Genomic DNA, 17,806 nt, shown 5'->3' with positions numbered 1-17,806 from the left:
CGCAATCAAACCTCCTGTTTATCTGGCGTATTGCATCGTATTTTTCCAAATACGTAAGTGCGGGCTTGAATTGTAAATCGATTCGACCGTTCCTCTATCTCTTCCGACCCAGACACCCATTGTGTACTGATCTGTCAGTCCCACAAACCAAATATCTTTGTAGTCATTGGATGTCCCTGTTTTACCACCGATGTAAGGGGCATTGAAATTCGCTTTTTTCCCTGTCCCACTTTTCACAACGGAGGTAAGCAGCTTACGCATCGTTTCATTTGTACGCTGAGAATATACTTGCTTTGGCGACTCTTTCCACTTGTAAAGGGTCTTACCGTTTAAGTCTGTCACTTTTGTGATCGAATGACTTTGTGTGTAGGCTCCTTGGTTGCCAAAGACGGTATATGCATCTGTTATTTCTAGCGGTGAGAAGCCTTTCGTAAATCCGCCAAGTGCAGAAGGAAGGCGGTAATCATCCGCTACAATATGCTCAAATGAGAACTTCTCTAAATAGCTGAAGCCTTTTTTGACACCTACTGTATCCAGCATTCGGATCGCAGGGGTATTGTAAGAATGTTTAAAGGCTGTTTCAAGTGTGACTGTACCATACGTTTTATGATTATAGTTCTGCGGACAGTATCCGCTGCTGCAAAACTTGCCGGCACTGATGGTGCTTGAAGCCGTTGCGCCGGTTAGATCAATATAAGGTGCATAGTCTAAAAGCGGTTTAATTGCAGAACCAGGCTGTCTTTGCGCTTGATAAGCGTAGTTAAAATCAAATTTTTTATAGTTTTTCCCGCCAGCAAGTGCAACAATTTGATGCGTTTCATGATTAATGACGGCTGATCCGCCTTCCACACCTTGGTAAGGCAATTGAGCATTGAGCTGATAGACGGCTCTTTGCTGTAAGGAAGGATCAAGCGCCGTATAAATTTTCACACCATCCTGGAGCAGGGCACTGACCTTTTCGGATAATTCTTTTTGAATCGCCTTTTTCGCTTCAGTTGTTTTGGCTTTCTTCAATCGTTTTGTAAAGCCCTCCTGATCAGACACAAGATCGGTAAACTCTTCATTGGCATATGTCACATAGTCAGGGTATAGGTTTTTCTTTTCACTTAAAGAAAGGCTGATTTTTTCTTTGACGGCTTTTTTGTATTGCTTTTTGGTGATGACGCCATCTTTCTTCAAAATACCAAGCAGTCGTTCTTGGCGTTTCTTTGTGTGCTTGAACTGCTTTAATGGGTCATACAGTGTTGGGTTGTTTGGAATAGCAGAGATAAATGCCATTTGTGCAAGTGTTAAAGAACTAAGCGGCTTATCAAAATAGTAATTAGCCGCAGAACCGACACCGTAAACACCATTACTGAAATAAATCGTATTTAAATAGCTTTCGAGAATTTCATCCTTCGAGAATTTCCGCTCAAGTTCATAGGAATAGAGCAGCTCCGTAAACTTTCGGCTGAACGAACGTTCATGGCTTAAATATAAGTTGCGGGACAGCTGCTGTGTGATCGTACTCGCTCCTTGGCTGATGCCATGGTTTTTGACGTTTGCAGCAAGGGCACGAACAACCCCCATAAAGTCAATTCCCTTATGGTCATAAAAGTTGCGGTCCTCTGAACGAAGGAACAGCTCCTTCACAGGTTCAGGGATTTTATCGTATTTCACGAACACCCGGTTCTCATCGTTTGAGACGATCTCGGAGATAAGAGAACCATCCCGGTCATACATATAACTGTTTTGGGAAAAATCTATCTTTTCCAGCTTGATTTTTTGATCAAGCACTTCGTTAACAGGCTTTACACTTGCAGCTTCTTCCTTTGATAGATAAAAAGTCAGAACAAATAGTGGGATGAGGGCAGCAAGTAATAACCAACCAATGATTGCACGAAACATGAGGTCACTCACTTTCTTCAATTTTCTAGCCATATCGTACCATTCTTTTGCGAATACGAGAAGGTTATTTTTAGAAAAGAATGGGCGTGAAGTCTAGTGAATAAGGCTTTTACGCAAGAAAAAAGAGTATCTGAAGATGATCAGACACTCCTTTCATTCGTCTTCGCATGCGAGCGGACCGCCCATAAAAATAACGCACCAAACAGAAAAATGCCGGCAGTGACATAAAAGACAGCTGGAATCCCGTAATGACTCGCCACAATGCCGCCGATCACCGGACCGACGACATTCCCAAGAAAACGGAAGCTGACATTGTATCCGAGCACTTCCCCTTGCATAGAAGCAGGTGCTTTGATCCGGATATACGCCGTCGTACACGGAATAATTCCGCCAAGTGCCATCCCGTATAGGAAACGGAAAATGACTAACATGACGTATGAATCCGCCATCGCTTGCGGGATGAATAAAATAGAGGAGAGGATGAGAAGGGCAAGCAGCACCTTGTCGTGACCAATTCGATCTCCGAGATCCCCCCATTTTCGCGTGAACAGCAAATTGCCAAGTCCAGTTGCAGAAAAAGCAAGCCCCGCATAAAAAGCGAGATTGACAGGACCATGTAAATCATGAATGTATAAAGCCAAAAGCGGCTGTATGCTAAAGTTCCCTACCTGCGTAATAAACGTTAAAAGCATCGTGACCACAAGCAAAGGCTGATTGAAAATGTGAATGAGTACATCCTTCCGTGAGTAAGAAACTCGCTTTGCTTCTTTTGACCGGATCGGCTGTTCCTTTACTCCGAAGACAATCACAATAGCTGACACATAAATGACAGCCGCTGTGAGGAAAAACGTATAAATAAATCCGACGCTGTCTGCCATGAATCCGCCCATTAACGGACCAAACAATCCTCCGGCGACATTACTCATCTGCATCGTTCCAAGGGTTTTACCAGCAGTTGCCTTTTCAGTCTGTGCAGAAATCAGTGCCATTGAAGTCGAGATAAAGCCTGTGACAAGCCCCATGAAGAGCCTTAGTGCAAATAGCTGATACACGGTGTGCACAAGCCCCATTAATAGAATACTTGTGGCGATGCCAATACCGTTAATTAATAATATCTTTTTATAGCCATGCCGGTCGCCAATCCGCCCCCAAATCGGAGAAATCAGGAAGGCTGTTAAAAACGTGACCCCAAAGACATATCCGCTCCATCTTTGAACAAATTCATTTGAATAGCTGCTATCAAGAGATTCTATGTAAAGTGATAAAAAAGGGACGATCATTGTAATACTCGCAGATACAAAAAAGTTCACAAACCACATGATGTACAAGTTTTTCTTCCTGTTTGTGATAGAGACCACCTTCTTTATTTATTTCGTGTTCCTTAATAATTATAAAGGAAAATAAACGATCTTTCATCAGATGAATAGGTTGGGCATAGTGAATCTGCATTATTTTCACGAAAATGAAGTGATTTCAAGGTCCGTCTTAATATAATGGTATGAGAATGAAAAGCTGACGAAAAAGTGAGGTGAAACTGGTGGAACAGAAGACGGTGCTTGTGGTCGATTTTGAATTTACGATGCCTGATGGAAAATATCATCCACAAAACTTTTTTCCTGAAATTATTGAAGCTGGGGTAGTGAAAGCAGCAGATGAAACGATCATAGACACATTCTCTAGCTACGTCAAACCGAAAAAGTTCCCGAAGCTGACGAAGCGCTGTAAATCTTTCCTCGGAATTACGCAGGAGGATGTAGAGAGCGGGATTTCATTTGAGGCGTTTATCGAGAAGCTCGTGTCACTTGATGGGGGAGAGAATTGTGAGATTATTACGTGGGGCAACATGGACATGAAGGTACTGAAGCAAAATTGTATGCTCAATCATATTACCTTTCCTTTTAAGGGGAAGCTGAGGGATCTGGCTTTTGAATATAAAACCTTTTTTGGTGACCGCACACTGACAGGGCTTCGAAAAGCGGCAAAGGAATACGGCAGTGAAGGAGCTGGTAAGCATCATAAAGCACTCGATGATGCCATGACGACTTATCAGCTGTTCACCCTTTTTGAAAAAGACAGAGCCTATGTGGAAAATCCGCAAACAACCAAAATTGGTGAGCTGATCGATTTCTCACATTTTTTTGATTCGGCTGATTAGCGGACGTCTTCTGGAAAATAATCTTTTTCAAGAGAAGATAGGCACGCTCTTGATTTTTCAGCCCATTTAGAATCATCCGCACGGAGTGCTTGTTTCAATTTATCTACAGCTTCTTTCAGTGACTCTTCATAATCAGGTATATCGCCATCATAAGGCTTCACCATATGATGAGGGATATTTGTCTGTTCTCTATAGGCCAAAGCCCGCCTCTCTTGGAAAAAAGGCACGTCTGCTTCTTTCGGATGATGCAGGTCGCCTTGAGTGGGATGTGTCAGAACGGCTTTTACTTGAACGAGATAGGTCGATGGTTTCACTGCTGTCACTTCCCCAACGTATACACCTGTTTTATAAAAACCTTTCACAACTTGTCCAATTTGAATGTCTGTCATGTGAAATTCCTCCATTTCCTTCTTATCGGAAGGTATTTCATTTCTTTTAGCCAATATAGTGAAGTAAACGAGCAAAAGGGGGGGAATGGCGAATGATGTCGTTCATCGTACTTTTTCTACTATATTTTCCTGAAGATAAAAGGGAGTACATCCCAGCGGCTATCACCACGGTGATTTTCTTTATTGCTGCATTTATTTGTTTTCGGCTCATCGTTCGTGCATCTAAGAAGCAGGAGCGCATAGATGAAAAAAGAACAAAAAAAATGGATTAATCATTTTCTTCTTGTATCTTCAGGAAATTTCACGGTGACGGTTGTTCCAGATTGCAGCGAGCTTTTGAAACGAATGGTTCCATGGTGATTTTCAATAATAGAAAAAGTCACTGTCAGCCCAAGCCCAGTCCCTTTATTTTTCAAGGTGTAATAGGGTTCGCCAAGCTTTTTCATTTGGCTTTCTGTCATACCTACACCGTTATCAACGAAATAAAGGCAGATCTTATGATTTTCTTTTGAAGCAAAAAGTTCTATTTTCCCTTCATGTTCAGGAGCCGCTTCTATCGCATTTTTGATTAAATTAATCATGACTTGCTTGATCTTCGTTACATCCCCTTGAATGTATAAATCAGGTTCAATGGATTGATGAATTGTGACCGATTTAAAATTCGCATAGGATGTCATCAGTGATGCACATTCCTCAAGTAATTTAGAGAGATTAAGAGATTCTATTTGATAATAGTTTTGTTTTGCAATGTCAAGATAGCTCGTGATAATGTCCTGCGCACGGTCTAACTCGGACAGAACGAGATTCTTATAATCTTTATTGGCAGGTGGTTCTTTTGTATTATCACTCGAAAAGAGCAATTGAATAAAGCCTCTCACAACTGTCAGCGGATTGCGTACTTCATGGGCAACGCTTGCAGCAAGTTCACTTACAATGGTCAGTTTTTCTGACTGGACAAGCTGTGATCTCATTTCCGCATTTTCTTTCACGAATTCAATGGAATAGATACTGAGCACAAGAAAGAATATGTAGTAAAGAGTTGAGAAAAATAACTCAAGGAGCTTTTGCTGCATAATAAAAGCTGGGCTGTATGCCATTAAGCTGACCGCAAGCAGGCCAATGTAAATAAAGAATCCTTTGGATAAACCGATAAGCACTCCGTAAAACAGCTTATTTGGCTTCGAATATTGATGCCATTTTCGGTAGAACAGGAATGGGATGAAAAAGTAAATTGGGACAACGATGAGCCCAATCCATAAGAAAGAGCCGTACATCACGAATTTGACAATGATGCTTATCAAGATGGCAACGATCCCCGCCATGTATCCTCCGTATAAAATAGCAAGCACAAGGGGAATAGATTGAAGCCCAGTCTGCAAATCTAAAATCGAACCAACTGGATACATAATACATAGTGCTGAAGAGATGGATGCGAATACTGTGATGAGCAGTTTATTCGTTTTTGGGAAATGAGCAGGGGTCCGGCTTAGCCATAGCGCATGATATAAAAAGATTGGAAATAGAATAAAAGATACATGGAGCAGAAAATCCTTGAACATTTCCATTTAAATGCTCTCCTCGTAAATAATTGTAATTCCTCTCATTATATCATTTCATTTACAAAGTAGATATGATAAAAGGAGGGTTTTTTTCTTTAAAAAGAACACCCGTTAGGATGTTCTCAGATTGCTGACAAAGGGCTAAAATGATCTTGATTTTAGCCCTTTGTCTTCTTTTCAGCGTGATAGAAAACCTTTGAAGTCTAGGAAGGACGAGTACTGGCGCGGAGCGAATTTGACATTCGTGAGCACCAGCACGCAGGACTGACAAAGAATGCGAGGGTTTGTCTACACGCTGAGAACACCCGTTAGGATGTTCTTTCTATCGTATAGGTCTTATTCAGCTGATAGCGTGAACGCTTGGTGGAGACGTTTCAGTCCTTCTCTGACTGTTTCAGCAGGACAGCCGAGATTCATCCGAATAAAGCCGTCTCCTTCGTGTCCGTACACGTGGCCAAGCTCTAGGATCACTTTCCCTTTTTTCAGCAGATTCCGTTTCAATTCCGCTTGACTGAATTGATAATCCCGAATGTCCAGCCACAATAAATAAGAAGCATCTGGTTTCATATAACGCATATTTGGAAGATTTTCGTCGATATAGTCCATCGCCGTTTTCATATTGCCTTCGAGATAAAGAACAAGGGCATCAAGCCACTCATCCCCGTGGCGGTATGCTGCTTCCATCGCTGGAATCGCAAAGGCATTCAGTTTGGACAGTCCGTTTCTTTGCACTTCATTCGTGAAAAGGGTTCTTTTTTCTTCATCTGAAATGATAATAGCAGATGCCTGGAGCCCTGCTAGATTAAAGGTTTTACTCGGCGCAATACACGTTACCGTGATATGTGCAATGTCGTCAGAAAGGCTGGCGAAGGGCACATGCTGCTTCCCGTAAAGCATCAAATCCGAGTGAATCTCATCTGAAACGACTGTGACTCCATGCTTCACACATAGGTCTCCGACTCGCTTTAATTCCTCTTTTGACCATGCTCTTCCGGACGGATTATGCGGATGGCAAAGGAACATGAGCTTTGCTTGTGGTCTGCTCAGTTTTTTCTCTAAATCATCAAAATCCATCATATAGCGGTTGTTTTCTATTTTTAAAGGATTGGTTGAGACTGTACGTCCATTTCGTTCAATCATTTGATAAAAAGGTGTATACACTGGTGACTGTATAACTACTTCGTCGTGCGGTGCTGTAAAGGCTTGAACAGCAAAACTAAGTGCCGTTACAATTCCTGGTGTGAAGGTGACGGCATCTGTCTGAATTGTCCATCCATGTCTTCTTTTGAGCCATCCAGCGACTGCCTGCTGCGTATCCTGATCTTGAAATGCATAGCCAAATACACCGTGGTCTAATCGCTCTTTCAATGCATCAAGGACGACCTGCGGCGCTTTAAAATCCATATCAGCCACCCACATCGGGAGGGCATCTGTTGTCAGGAACAAAGACTCTGCTTGATCCCATTTCACTGATTTTGAACCTTTACGTATGATCTGTTCGTCGAAATTCATGAAACCCACCTCTAGCTGTTTTTCAACCATTCTTGGTTGTGCTAAAATAAACATCACAAAATTTATTATAAGCGGTGATACCGATGAAAGATAGTCAAGCTGTAGAAGAGATGATTCAATTCATTAAGGCATGGGACCCTTTTCATTATGGAGAGGATTTTTATGAAACGGAGCCTGCTGACGTCATCAGTGCATTATACGACGCAGAAGACCCGTTATCTTTAGCAAAAGAGATTCAAGCCATCTACCATCACTCATTTGAACAGCTTCTTCCGCTAGAGAGCTGTCAGCATACAGCGAATCAGCTTTTTGCCATAAGAGACAGCAGCTCCTGTTCACGCTAAGACAGGCTGAACTGTCCGATTTGATCAGACACAAAGACCGGATTTTCCTCAGGAATGAGGTGCCCGGTTTTTTTTAATGCATGCAAGGTTGAATTTGGCAGATCTTTGTGCAGTCTTTCGCCTATTTGAATGGGAACGATTCGATCTTCCTCGCCCCAAATGAGCAGCACGGGTGTTTCCATTTTCTTTAAAACGTCCGAGGTCAAATCTCCTTCCCGGTGCCGAATCAAACGAAATATCCCCCGAAAGATTTGATCATCTGAAAACGGCTTTAAATAGCCGTCGACCATCTCTTGATCAATGATGGAATGATCATGCACAACAGCCGTTAAATTTTTCATAATGCCCTGTTTTAAAAGCTTTCTTTTTAGATACAGATAAAAATAAGGAATATATGTGCTGTAAACAAGTGATCTTTTTGACTTATTCAAATAGCCAGAGCTGCACAATAGAACCGCCTTTTCAAATAGGTCCGGCCGTTCAGATGCAGCGTATAAGGCGATTTGTCCACCCATTGAATGACCCACTAGAATCGCATGCCGAATCTGTAAATAACCAGCTAGCTCTATAATAATTTTTCCCATGTTGCGATAGCTGTAAATAAACGTATTCGACTTCTCGGACTGTCCAAATGGCGGCAGATCAATTGCAATTAAATTGAAATCCTGTTTCAGAAGCGGGATGAGCTTTCGATAGCTGAAGGTAGAAGAGAAGAGACCGTGAATTAAGATCAATGTCTTCTTGCCCTCATTTGGATAGTACTCGTAATAGATGTCTAAACCGAATGTACTTTTCATATAAGCTGGCTGAACAATGTCCACATTCTTCACTCCGATACTTGATACTCTCTCTGTTAGGTGACTGTATTGTACCCTAAAAAGTGGATTTTAAGCTATTAATAGAATCTTTTCCCTGCTTAGCATAATGGGAAAAACGTGCTATAATGTTCAGAAGATTTTTTAAAACTAGCTTTTATAATCTGAGGTGTGAAATCAAATGAAACTAACAGAAAAAGAAACTGAAATATTAGAGATTTTAGATGAAAACAGCCGCGCCGATTTAAATACAATTGCAAAAATGGCAGGCGTGACAACAGAAGAAGCCGAAGCCATCATTCAAAAACTTGAAGATCAAAAAGTCATTATTGATTATTCAACCATGATTGACTGGCGAAAAGTGGATGGTCATGAAGGCGTTACAGCAATGATTGATGTAAAAGTGACACCAAAAAGAGGCGTCGGATTTGATGAAATTGCTGAACGGATTTATCGGTTTCAGGAAGTGGAGTCTGTCTATCTCATGTCAGGTGTTTATGATCTTTCCGTTGTGATCCGCGGAAGATCAATGTCTGATATTGCCCGCTTCGTATCTGAAAAATTATCGACACTTGATTCCGTTGTTTCAACAACTACCCACTTTATTTTGAAAAGATATAAACATGATGGGAAAGTGTTTGAAACAGGAGACGATGACAAAAGAATCGTGGTGTCTCCTTAAATGAAAAAGTCTTATTTATCTGAAACGGTACAAAGCATTCAGCCGTCAGGTATTCGGAAATTCTTTGATTTGGCTGCCACAATGGAGGGGGTTATCTCCCTTGGTGTCGGCGAGCCAGATTTCGTGACAGCTTGGAATGTCAGAGAGGCAAGTATTATGTCATTAGAACAAGGGCTGACCTCTTATACGGCGAATGCAGGTTTAATTTCTTTGCGAAAAGAACTGAGCCACTATTTATATAAGCGGTTTCACATTAACTACAGTCCAGAAGAAGAACTCATTATCACAGTTGGCGGAAGCCAGGCACTTGATTTGGCCTTTCGTGCGATTTTAAACAGCGGGGATGAAGTGATCATTCCAGAGCCTTGTTTCGTAGCATACGGGGCACTTACGACACTTGCAGGCGGCGTGCCTGTCTATTTAAGTACAACCGCTGAAAAAGATTTCAAAGCAGATTCTGCTGATCTTCGCACAAAGCTGACGCCGAAGACAAAAGCCATTTTGCTTTGCTCGCCATCAAATCCGACTGGGTCTGTTTATTCAAAGGAAGAGCTTGAAGATATTGCTCAATTTGCGAAAGAGCATGACCTGCTCATTATTACGGATGAGATTTATGCAGAGCTGACATACGATGAAGCTTTTACAAGCGTGGCGGCTATTCAAGATATGAAGGAAAGAACGATCTTGATCTCAGGCTTTTCTAAAGGGTTTGCCATGACGGGCTGGCGTTTAGGATATGTGGCAGCACCACCTGTACTGCGCGATGCCATGCTGAAAATACATCAATATTCTATGATGTGCGCGCCGGCGATGGCACAATATGCGGCAGAAGAAGCATTAAAAAATGGACTTGAAGATGTGGAGAAAATGAAAAAAAGCTACAGAAGGCGCCGTAATTTGTTTGTCGGCTCCCTTAATGAACTAGGACTCACATGCCACCAGCCAAATGGAGCGTTTTACGCGTTCCCATCGATTAAAAGCACAGGCATGACGTCAGAACAATTTGCTGAGGAGCTGCTCCTAAGCGAAAAAGTGGCCGTTGTTCCTGGGAATGTTTTCGGACCGAGCGGTGAAGGTCATATTCGCTGTTCATATGCTTCGTCACTTGATCATCTTCAGGAATCACTTTCAAGAATACAGCGCTTTTTGCAGGCTCGACAAGTGAAGGAAGAAGCATCAGCCATCTTAAAATAAAAAAAGGCATCAATCCAAATGGACTCATGCCTCACAAATTAGGGGGGAATACTAGAAAGCATTCTTGTTTTCAGGTATTCCCCCTTTTGATCTCATCTAAACCCATTTAAAAAATATTTTGCGTAACTGCCTGTTCTGTGATATAGTTTTTAATTGCGTATAAACGAATATTAAAACATTTATTTAGGAGTTGTTATCATGGCGACAAAGTTTGAAGTAGGCAGTGTTTACACTGGTAAAGTAACAGGATTACAAGCGTATGGTGCGTTTGTTGCATTAGATGAAGAAACTCAAGGACTTGTGCATATTTCTGAAGTAACACATGGCTTTGTAAAAGACATCAACGAGCACCTTTCAATTGGTGACGAAGTACAAGTAAAAGTTCTTTCTGTTGATGAAAATGCAGGTAAAATCAGCCTTTCTATCCGTGCGACACAAGATGCACCTGAAAGAAAAGAAAGCAAACCAAAGAAACAAAGACCACAGCAAGTGAAAGAAGAAGCTGCTGCACCACAAGGTTTCAATACGCTTAAAGATAAACTTGAAGAGTGGATTGAGCAATCAAACCGTAAAGACCTTATCAAGAAATAATAAAAAAGCACCGCTCCAAACGGTGCCTTAGATTGTTGACAAAGGGCTAAAATTTTAGCCCTTTGTCTTCTTTTTCAGCGTGATAGAAAACCTTTGAAGTCTAGGAAAAGCGGGCACTTTTGCGGACGAATTTAGAATTCGTGAGCACCAGCGCGCAGACCTGACAAAGAATGCGAGGGTTTGTCTACATGCTGAGGCTGCCTCATGTAGGCAGCCTTTTTTATGTCTTTTTATTTAACGAACTTCTGGGTTCGGCTCGTCACGGCGAACAGCTTCTTCGCTTGGTTTGAACAACAGACCAAGGTTGACAAGACCTGCAATTCCAACAAGACCATAAATAATACGTGATAATGCAGAACCTTGTCCGCCAAAGATCGCTGCTACTAAGTCAAATTGAAAAAAGCCGATTAGTCCCCAGTTAATAGCACCGATAATCGTGAGCACGAGGGCAATACGCTGAATAGCACTCATCGTGATTCCTCCTTTCGCTACAGCATCAATACATTTATATTTTGCAGATTTTTAGCCAAACTATGCGTAAGAAAATGGATGAAAGCAAATTACTTTACTTTTGGAATGAATGAGGCGCATAATGTAGCGCGAGGAGGAGATCACATGGATCGATTTACTTATTGGAACCCAACGAAATTAATTTTTGGAAAGGGAGAAGTATCAGCCCTTTCAGATGAACTCAAACACTACGGAAAAAACGTATTACTTGTATATGGTGGAGGCAGTATTAAACGAAACGGCCTTTATGACCAAGTTGTCAGCATCCTAAAAGAATCAGGAGCTGCAATCACTGAACTTGCTGGTGTGGAGCCTAACCCGCGCTTAACAACAGTAAGAAAAGGGGTCGAACTTTGCAAAGAGAACGACATTGATTTTATTTTGGCAGTTGGCGGCGGCAGTGTCATTGATGCGACGAAAGCAATCGCAGCTGGTGCGAAGTACGATGGAGATGCTTGGGATATCGTGACACGCAAGCACGTCCCAATGGAAGCTATTCCGTTCGGTACTGTGTTAACACTTGCCGCAACAGGCTCTGAAATGAACTCTGGATCAGTCATCACAAACTGGGAAACAAATGAGAAGTATGGCTGGGGAAGTCCAGCAGTTTTCCCGAAATTCTCTATTCTTGATCCAGTCAACACATTCACTGTGCCTAAAAACCATACGATTTATGGCATGGTTGACATGATGTCACATGTGTTCGAACAATATTTCCATCACACAGAAAATACACCTTACCAAGATCGTATGTGTGAAGGACTTCTTCGCACTGTCATTGAAACGGCACCGAAGTTGATCAACGATCTAGAGAACTATGAGCTCCGTGAAACGATTCTATTCACTGGCACAATTGCGCTTAATGGCATGCTTTCAATGGGGGCACGTGGTGACTGGGCTTCTCATAACATTGAGCATGCAGTATCAGCTGTTTATGATATCCCCCATGCAGGCGGTCTTGCAATCTTGTTCCCGAACTGGATGAAACATGTGATTCAAGAAAACCCAGGCCGTTTTAAACAATTAGCGGTCCGTGTATTCGATGTAGATCCTGCGGGCAAAACAGATGAAGAAGTCGGCTTAGAAGGAATTGACAAGCTGTCAGCTTTCTGGACAAGTCTTGGTGCACCAAGTCGTTTAGCGGATTATGACATCAACGATGAGAAAATTGATTTAATTGCAGACCGTGCAATGGCACGCGGTGAATTTGGTCAATTTAAAAAGCTGAACAAAGAAGATGTTTTAGCCATTTTGAACGCTTCTTTATAATTGAACAATAAAGGGATAGCTGCTCGCGGGCAGTTATCTTTTTTTGAGTTCGTCGTGTACATATGTTACAGTAGTCTTTCATGTTTTTGGATATATTCGTTTTAAGGAGATGTTTTAACAGATGGAGAATTTTATTTACTATAATCCAACAAAATTGATGTTTGGAAAAGGACAGCTAGAAGGACTCAAAAGCGAACTCGCTCGTTATGGAAAACGAGTGTTACTTGTATATGGCGGCGGCAGCATTAAGAAAAATGGTCTTTATGACAATGTCATCAGTGCGTTAAATGAAGCAGATGCAGAAGTGTTTGAGCTGTCTGGCGTTGAACCAAACCCGCGCCTCACAACAGTGAAAAAGGGAATCGATATCTGCCAAAAGGAGAACATTGATTTCTTATTAGCCGTTGGCGGCGGAAGTGTGATCGACTGTACAAAAGCAATTGCAGCCGGAGCAGAGTATGACGGTGATGTGTGGGATATTATTTCAAAAAAAACAACCGCTCAAAAAGCACTGCCGTTTGGCACAGTGCTGACACTTGCAGCAACTGGTTCGGAAATGAATCCAGACTCTGTCATCACAAACTGGGAAACGAATGAAAAATATGTGTGGGGCAGCTCTGTCACTCACCCTGCTTTTTCAATTCTAGACCCTGAGCATACGTATTCTGTGCCAGAAAACCAGACGGTGTATGGTATGGTCGATATGATGAGCCACGTTTTTGAGCAATACTTCCATAATGTGAAAAACACGCCTTTACAGGACCGGATGTGTTTTGCTGTTCTTCAAACAGTCATCGAGACAGCACCAAAACTGCTGGAAGACTTACAAAACTATGAGCATCGTGAAACGATTCTATATGCAGGAACGATTGCTTTAAATGGCACGCTGCAAATGGGTTACTTTGGCGACTGGGCGTCCCATACGATTGAGCATGCTGTATCGGCTGTCTATGACATTCCGCATGCAGGCGGGCTTGCTATCCTCTTCCCAAACTGGATGCGCCACACGCTCGATCATAATGTAGAACGTTTTAAAAACCTTATGCTGAACATGTTTGACATCGAAACAGACGGAAAGTCAGATCGTGACATCGCATTAGAAGGGATCGACAAACTGTCAGCGTTCTGGACAAGTCTCGGTGCACCAAGCCGTTTAGCGGATTATGATATTGGTGAAGATCAGCTGGACAAAATTGCCGACATTGCAGCAAAAGAAATGGAATACGGTGGTTTTGGTAACTTTATGAAACTTAACCGTGATGATATTCTATCCATTTTGAAAGCTTCTTTATAATCCAGATTGCCGCTTCTCATCAAGAGAAGCGGCTTTTTGCCATGCCAGTGACGATCACTTGATTTCAAAAGCTAGTTCCGCTAAAGTGAAAGGGACAGAACTAACGTAATGGAGGGCTTACAAGCGATGACACATATTCAATTTGACTACTCGAAAGCGTTACCTTTCTTTCAAGAACATGAGCTTACATATTTAAAAGATTTTGTGAAGGTAGCCCATCATAATATTCATGAACAAACGGGTGCAGGCAGTGACTATTTAGGCTGGGTGGACTTGCCGAAGCAATATGACCGCGAAGAATTTGCCCGCATTAAAAAAAGTGCAGACAAAATTAAATCTGACTCTGACGTCCTGCTCGTTGTCGGAATCGGCGGGTCATATCTAGGGGCACGTGCCGCGATTGAATTTTTGAACCATTCTTTCTATAACACTTTGCCAAAAGGCAAGCGCAAGACACCGCAAATCATTTTTATTGGAAACAACATCAGTTCTTCTTATTTAACAGATGTAATGGATCTATTGGAGGATGCAGATTTCTCCATTAACGTGATTTCAAAATCTGGTACAACAACAGAGCCAGCCATTGCGTTCCGCATCTTTAAAAAGCTCCTCATTGAAAAATACGGTGCTGAAGAAGCGAAAAAACGTATTTATGCGACAACTGACAAGGCACGCGGTGCACTTAAAACATTAGCAACTGAAGAAGGCTACGAATCATTTATCATCCCGGATGATGTTGGTGGACGCTATTCAGTATTAACAGCAGTCGGTCTTTTGCCAATCGCTGTGAGCGGTGCAGATATTGATCAGATGATGGAAGGTGCAGCAAAAGCAAGCGAAGACTTCGCTTCATCGGAGCTTTCTGAAAATGCGGCTTACCAATATGCTGTCGTCCGCAATGTCCTTTACAATAAAGGCAGAACGATTGAAATGCTGATTAACTATGAGCCAGGTCTGCAATATTTCGCAGAATGGTGGAAGCAATTATTCGGTGAAAGTGAAGGGAAAGATGAAAAAGGAATCTATCCTTCATCTGCTAACTTCTCAACAGATCTCCATTCACTTGGTCAATATGTTCAAGAAGGAAGAAGAGACTTGTTTGAAACAATCGTGAGTGTAGACAAGCCTCGACATGAGCTTGTAATTGAAGCAGAAGAACAAGACCTTGATGGCTTAAACTATCTGGCAGGAAAAACGGTTGATTTCGTCAATAAAAAAGCATTTGAAGGAACGATGCTTGCCCATACAGATGGAAAAGTACCGAACCTTATCGTGACAATTCCTGAGATGGATGCTTATACATTCGGATACCTCGTGTACTTCTTTGAGAAAGCATGTGCGATGTCTGGATATTTACTAGGCGTCAATCCATTTGATCAGCCTGGAGTAGAAGCTTATAAAGTGAATATGTTTGCTTTACTAGGAAAACCAGGCTTCGAAGAGAAAAAAGCAGAGCTTGAAAGCCGTTTAAAACAATCATAAGAACAAAAAGCACACCTTTTCATAAAGGTGTGCCTTTTTTGTTTTCTTCAGGTTCCTGTGCAAGCTTTCCATTGTGCTGTACATAGAATAATGAATAGAGGAGGGTGAAAAATGAGGACGAATCATATATATATTCATGATATTTCTGGGCAGGCGATCGTTAACTTTGGCAATGTCGGACGCATTTGTTCTAAGAGTGCTACGAAGGAAACAGCGGGTTCCGGCAGTGATAACGAGACGAATCAATCATCCAATCAAAGCCTGTTTGATGCCGCGTTTACAAACAATGTACAAATCACGAGGGGGAAATGTATGAATTCCTCTCTTTAACGAACCCTATACAAAAAGGAGGGTTTCGTATGATTCATGTACCATCCAGGCTGCCTGGTGAAAGCTTTTCACTTTACCATTTAGAAGAAACGATGAAGCCGCTCGGTTATGTCATTAATGGCAACTGGGATTATGATCACGGGTATTTTGATTATAAAATTGATAACCGTGATGGCTATACCTTTCTCAGAGTTCCTTTTACAGCCGAGAAAGGCCAGCTCGATCAGCCAGGTGTTGTGGTGAAAATGGGACATCCATTTCTCTTAAAGCATGTCTATCAAGATAAGTTAGATGATCATGCGATGGTTGGAAATGTGGGTGCATCCTTTAATCAATTCCAAGAACCAAAAGAGAAAGATGGGGATGTATCAAAGGCTTATGCTGAGATTGGCTTTTCGCTCGTCAAGGAATTAGAAGACGCACTGCTTTAAAGGCTGATCAATTCATCCTCTGGATGAAGCTCATAGCCAAAGGGAGGATTCATCATGGGTCCTTCTTTTTTTTGTACGCCAACGATAATTACATGATGCTCTAGAAAGTGATGGAGCGCCGTTAGGAATGTTTCTCCAGCCAATGAAGCCGGTACAGGTATGATGGTGACGTGTTTATGCAGCGTCATATGTCGTTTTTTCTTAAACGCCGTAAGCTGTTCCTTTATCAGAAAATGTTCAACCATTAAATGATTGACAGCATCAGAGGTATGAATGACTTGGTTGGCGCCAGCACGCTCGGCATTCTTCACGTAACGATCTGTTAAGATTTCAATTAAACAATATAGAGAAGGGTTTAATCCTTTTGCTGCAAGTAAGGTTAAAACACTCTGCATATCGGCTGTCACTTCATTTTCATGCTGATCCGCGGTAATCATGATTGCATCTGCACCGGTAATGTTGGCTTTACGCAGTGTGACATCTTCGGTCCCATGTCCTTTAATAAAATGAACATTTTCCAAAAGAGGCCCTTCTTTCAAGGAGTCATCAATCAGCACAATCGGCATGGCTGGATCAATCGTTTGAAACGACTGAAGCAGTTTGTTCGTTTTCTCATTCCAGCCGACGATAATGAGGTGTCCTTTCCCCTTAAAGGCTACCTTGCCCTCAACATAATGGTGCTGCTTGCTGAACACAGCGGCGGCAAGTGTGGCGAAATAAGCGGTGACAAAGCTGGCTCCGATAAAAATGAGCGCCATACCTGCCACCTGCCCTGGCATGGTTTGCGGCACAAAATCACCGTAGCCAACCGTAGAGACTGTAATGAGTGCCCACCAGATCCCATCAAAGATCGTATGATACTGCTTCGGTTCAAGTAAAACGATTAATTGTCCAAAAAAGAGAAGCAAGAAACAGATGATAATGGCAATTCGAAGATAAAGTGGCCACCTTAGCCAAGCGATAAAGATACGGTTTGATTTCATCGGACTCTTCCTTTCAGGAGACTGCTAATGTCAGTATGCCCGATTGAGGAAACATTTTTTCATCTTCGTCATGTATTGAAATAGAACCCATATCTTAAAATAAGGGAGAAGAAGGAGGGAATTCGAATGTCGTTTGTTCAAAAGACCGTACTTCTTTTTATTGGTGTGCACTTTTTATCATCAGCTGTCATCTTACTCGTGTTTGATTTAAATGCTGTGAATCATTTTATGAATGATTTTTCATGGCTGCACTTTTTTCAAGACCTTTATGGTACAGGGACCTTTTATACAGCTTGCTTAGGTGTGTTCTTCTTTTTCATTGGTGCGGTTATTCCCCTAAAAAAGACCTAGTGCTTTTTGCTGTACATGGTACATAAAA

The 17,806-nt window shown here is 41.9% G+C and carries 20 protein-coding genes; 12 read left to right on the top strand and 8 right to left on the bottom strand.

The window, feature by feature from the left end:
- Window positions 1-18 precede the first annotated feature (18 nt).
- Window positions 19-1,920, bottom strand: a complete 1,902-nt coding sequence (locus MHB69_RS15115; protein ID WP_051627354.1) for a transglycosylase domain-containing protein — start codon at window positions 1,918-1,920, stop codon at window positions 19-21.
- A 107-nt stretch (window positions 1,921-2,027) separates the two neighbouring features.
- Window positions 2,028-3,206 carry an MFS transporter gene (locus MHB69_RS15110; RefSeq protein WP_269199624.1) on the bottom strand — a complete coding sequence of 393 codons (1,179 nt, stop codon included), beginning with the start codon at window positions 3,204-3,206 and terminating at the stop codon, window positions 2,028-2,030.
- A gap of 218 nt (window positions 3,207-3,424) precedes the next feature.
- Between MHB69_RS15110 and kapD the strand changes: the two genes are divergently transcribed.
- Window positions 3,425-4,042, top strand: coding sequence for a 3'-5' exonuclease KapD (gene kapD / locus MHB69_RS15105; protein WP_046313361.1), 618 nt, complete (start codon window positions 3,425-3,427; stop codon window positions 4,040-4,042).
- Here the strand turns inward: kapD and MHB69_RS15100 are convergent.
- A complete protein-coding gene (locus MHB69_RS15100) occupies window positions 4,039-4,431 on the bottom strand; it encodes a kinase-associated lipoprotein B (RefSeq protein ID WP_025094193.1) in 393 nt (130 codons plus the stop codon). The genes kapD and MHB69_RS15100 overlap by 4 nt on opposite strands.
- Before the next feature lie 92 nt (window positions 4,432-4,523).
- Between MHB69_RS15100 and MHB69_RS15095 the strand changes: the two genes are divergently transcribed.
- Window positions 4,524-4,703 (top strand): hypothetical protein, encoded by a 180-nt coding sequence (locus tag MHB69_RS15095; RefSeq protein ID WP_034282549.1) that lies wholly within the window; start codon window positions 4,524-4,526, stop codon window positions 4,701-4,703.
- Here MHB69_RS15095 and MHB69_RS15090 read toward each other — a convergent pair whose 3' ends face one another.
- Both MHB69_RS15090 and MHB69_RS15085 read right to left on the bottom strand, forming a co-directional pair.
- Entirely contained in the window at window positions 4,704-5,996 is a 1,293-nt protein-coding gene (locus MHB69_RS15090; RefSeq protein WP_034282546.1) for a HAMP domain-containing sensor histidine kinase, read from the bottom strand.
- Window positions 5,997-6,326: 330 nt separating this feature from the next.
- Window positions 6,327-7,502, bottom strand: coding sequence for a MalY/PatB family protein (locus tag MHB69_RS15085; RefSeq protein WP_034282544.1), 1,176 nt, complete (start codon window positions 7,500-7,502; stop codon window positions 6,327-6,329).
- An 83-nt stretch (window positions 7,503-7,585) separates the two neighbouring features.
- On the opposite strand from MHB69_RS15085, the gene MHB69_RS15080 reads away from it, so the two are divergent.
- Window positions 7,586-7,846 (top strand): DUF1871 family protein, encoded by a 261-nt coding sequence (locus MHB69_RS15080; RefSeq protein ID WP_034282542.1) that lies wholly within the window; start codon window positions 7,586-7,588, stop codon window positions 7,844-7,846.
- Here the strand turns inward: MHB69_RS15080 and MHB69_RS15075 are convergent.
- Window positions 7,843-8,643 carry an alpha/beta hydrolase gene (locus tag MHB69_RS15075; RefSeq protein WP_227001743.1) on the bottom strand — a complete coding sequence of 267 codons (801 nt, stop codon included), beginning with the start codon at window positions 8,641-8,643 and terminating at the stop codon, window positions 7,843-7,845. The genes MHB69_RS15080 and MHB69_RS15075 overlap by 4 nt on opposite strands.
- 199 nt (window positions 8,644-8,842) lie before the next feature.
- Here MHB69_RS15075 and MHB69_RS15070 point away from each other — a divergent pair, with 199 nt between their 5' ends.
- From MHB69_RS15070 to yugI, 3 genes are all read left to right on the top strand, one after another.
- Window positions 8,843-9,343 (top strand): Lrp/AsnC family transcriptional regulator, encoded by a 501-nt coding sequence (locus MHB69_RS15070; RefSeq protein WP_003213765.1) that lies wholly within the window; start codon window positions 8,843-8,845, stop codon window positions 9,341-9,343.
- Window positions 9,344-10,537: an aminotransferase gene (locus MHB69_RS15065; RefSeq protein ID WP_034282537.1), complete on the top strand. Its 1,194-nt coding sequence runs from the start codon at window positions 9,344-9,346 to the stop codon at window positions 10,535-10,537.
- Between the two features lie 198 nt (window positions 10,538-10,735).
- On the top strand, window positions 10,736-11,128 hold the full coding sequence (gene yugI / locus MHB69_RS15060; protein WP_007500519.1) for a S1 domain-containing post-transcriptional regulator GSP13: 393 nt from the start codon (window positions 10,736-10,738) through the stop codon (window positions 11,126-11,128).
- A gap of 234 nt (window positions 11,129-11,362) precedes the next feature.
- Here the strand turns inward: yugI and MHB69_RS15055 are convergent, their stop codons facing one another.
- Window positions 11,363-11,599, bottom strand: a complete 237-nt coding sequence (locus MHB69_RS15055) for a DUF378 domain-containing protein (RefSeq protein ID WP_003212952.1) — start codon at window positions 11,597-11,599, stop codon at window positions 11,363-11,365.
- A gap of 144 nt (window positions 11,600-11,743) precedes the next feature.
- On the opposite strand from MHB69_RS15055, the gene MHB69_RS15050 reads away from it, so the two are divergent.
- The 5 genes from MHB69_RS15050 (at window position 11,744) to MHB69_RS15030 (ending at window position 16,444) form a co-directional block, all read left to right on the top strand.
- The gene (locus tag MHB69_RS15050) at window positions 11,744-12,907 is read left to right on the top strand and encodes an iron-containing alcohol dehydrogenase (protein WP_034282535.1); all 1,164 of its coding nucleotides are present in this window, start codon (window positions 11,744-11,746) and stop codon (window positions 12,905-12,907) included.
- Window positions 12,908-13,028: 121 nt separating this feature from the next.
- The gene (locus MHB69_RS15045; RefSeq protein WP_034282532.1) at window positions 13,029-14,201 is read left to right on the top strand and encodes an iron-containing alcohol dehydrogenase; all 1,173 of its coding nucleotides are present in this window, start codon (window positions 13,029-13,031) and stop codon (window positions 14,199-14,201) included.
- Between the two features lie 126 nt (window positions 14,202-14,327).
- Entirely contained in the window at window positions 14,328-15,683 is a 1,356-nt protein-coding gene (locus MHB69_RS15040) for a glucose-6-phosphate isomerase (RefSeq protein ID WP_041107612.1), read from the top strand.
- A gap of 111 nt (window positions 15,684-15,794) precedes the next feature.
- On the top strand, window positions 15,795-16,013 hold the full coding sequence (locus MHB69_RS15035; protein ID WP_046313371.1) for a spore germination protein: 219 nt from the start codon (window positions 15,795-15,797) through the stop codon (window positions 16,011-16,013).
- A 29-nt stretch (window positions 16,014-16,042) separates the two neighbouring features.
- On the top strand, window positions 16,043-16,444 hold the full coding sequence (locus MHB69_RS15030) for a YugN-like family protein (protein WP_024423291.1): 402 nt from the start codon (window positions 16,043-16,045) through the stop codon (window positions 16,442-16,444).
- Here MHB69_RS15030 and MHB69_RS15025 read toward each other — a convergent pair.
- Window positions 16,441-17,427, bottom strand: coding sequence for a potassium channel family protein (locus tag MHB69_RS15025; protein ID WP_046313373.1), 987 nt, complete (start codon window positions 17,425-17,427; stop codon window positions 16,441-16,443). The two genes, MHB69_RS15030 and MHB69_RS15025, sit on opposite strands and share 4 nt — an antisense overlap.
- 126 nt (window positions 17,428-17,553) lie before the next feature.
- Here MHB69_RS15025 and MHB69_RS15020 point away from each other — a divergent pair, with 126 nt between their 5' ends.
- Window positions 17,554-17,778 (top strand): hypothetical protein, encoded by a 225-nt coding sequence (locus MHB69_RS15020; protein ID WP_024423289.1) that lies wholly within the window; start codon window positions 17,554-17,556, stop codon window positions 17,776-17,778.
- Window positions 17,779-17,806 lie beyond the last annotated feature (28 nt).

This window comes from Bacillus sp. FSL K6-0994, assembly GCF_038630815.1.
In the GTDB taxonomy this organism is placed as follows: Bacteria; Bacillota; Bacilli; order Bacillales; family Bacillaceae; genus Bacillus; species Bacillus safensis.
Note: the sequence above shows the minus strand (reverse complement) of the source record. Positions and strands in the feature narration are given on the sequence as shown.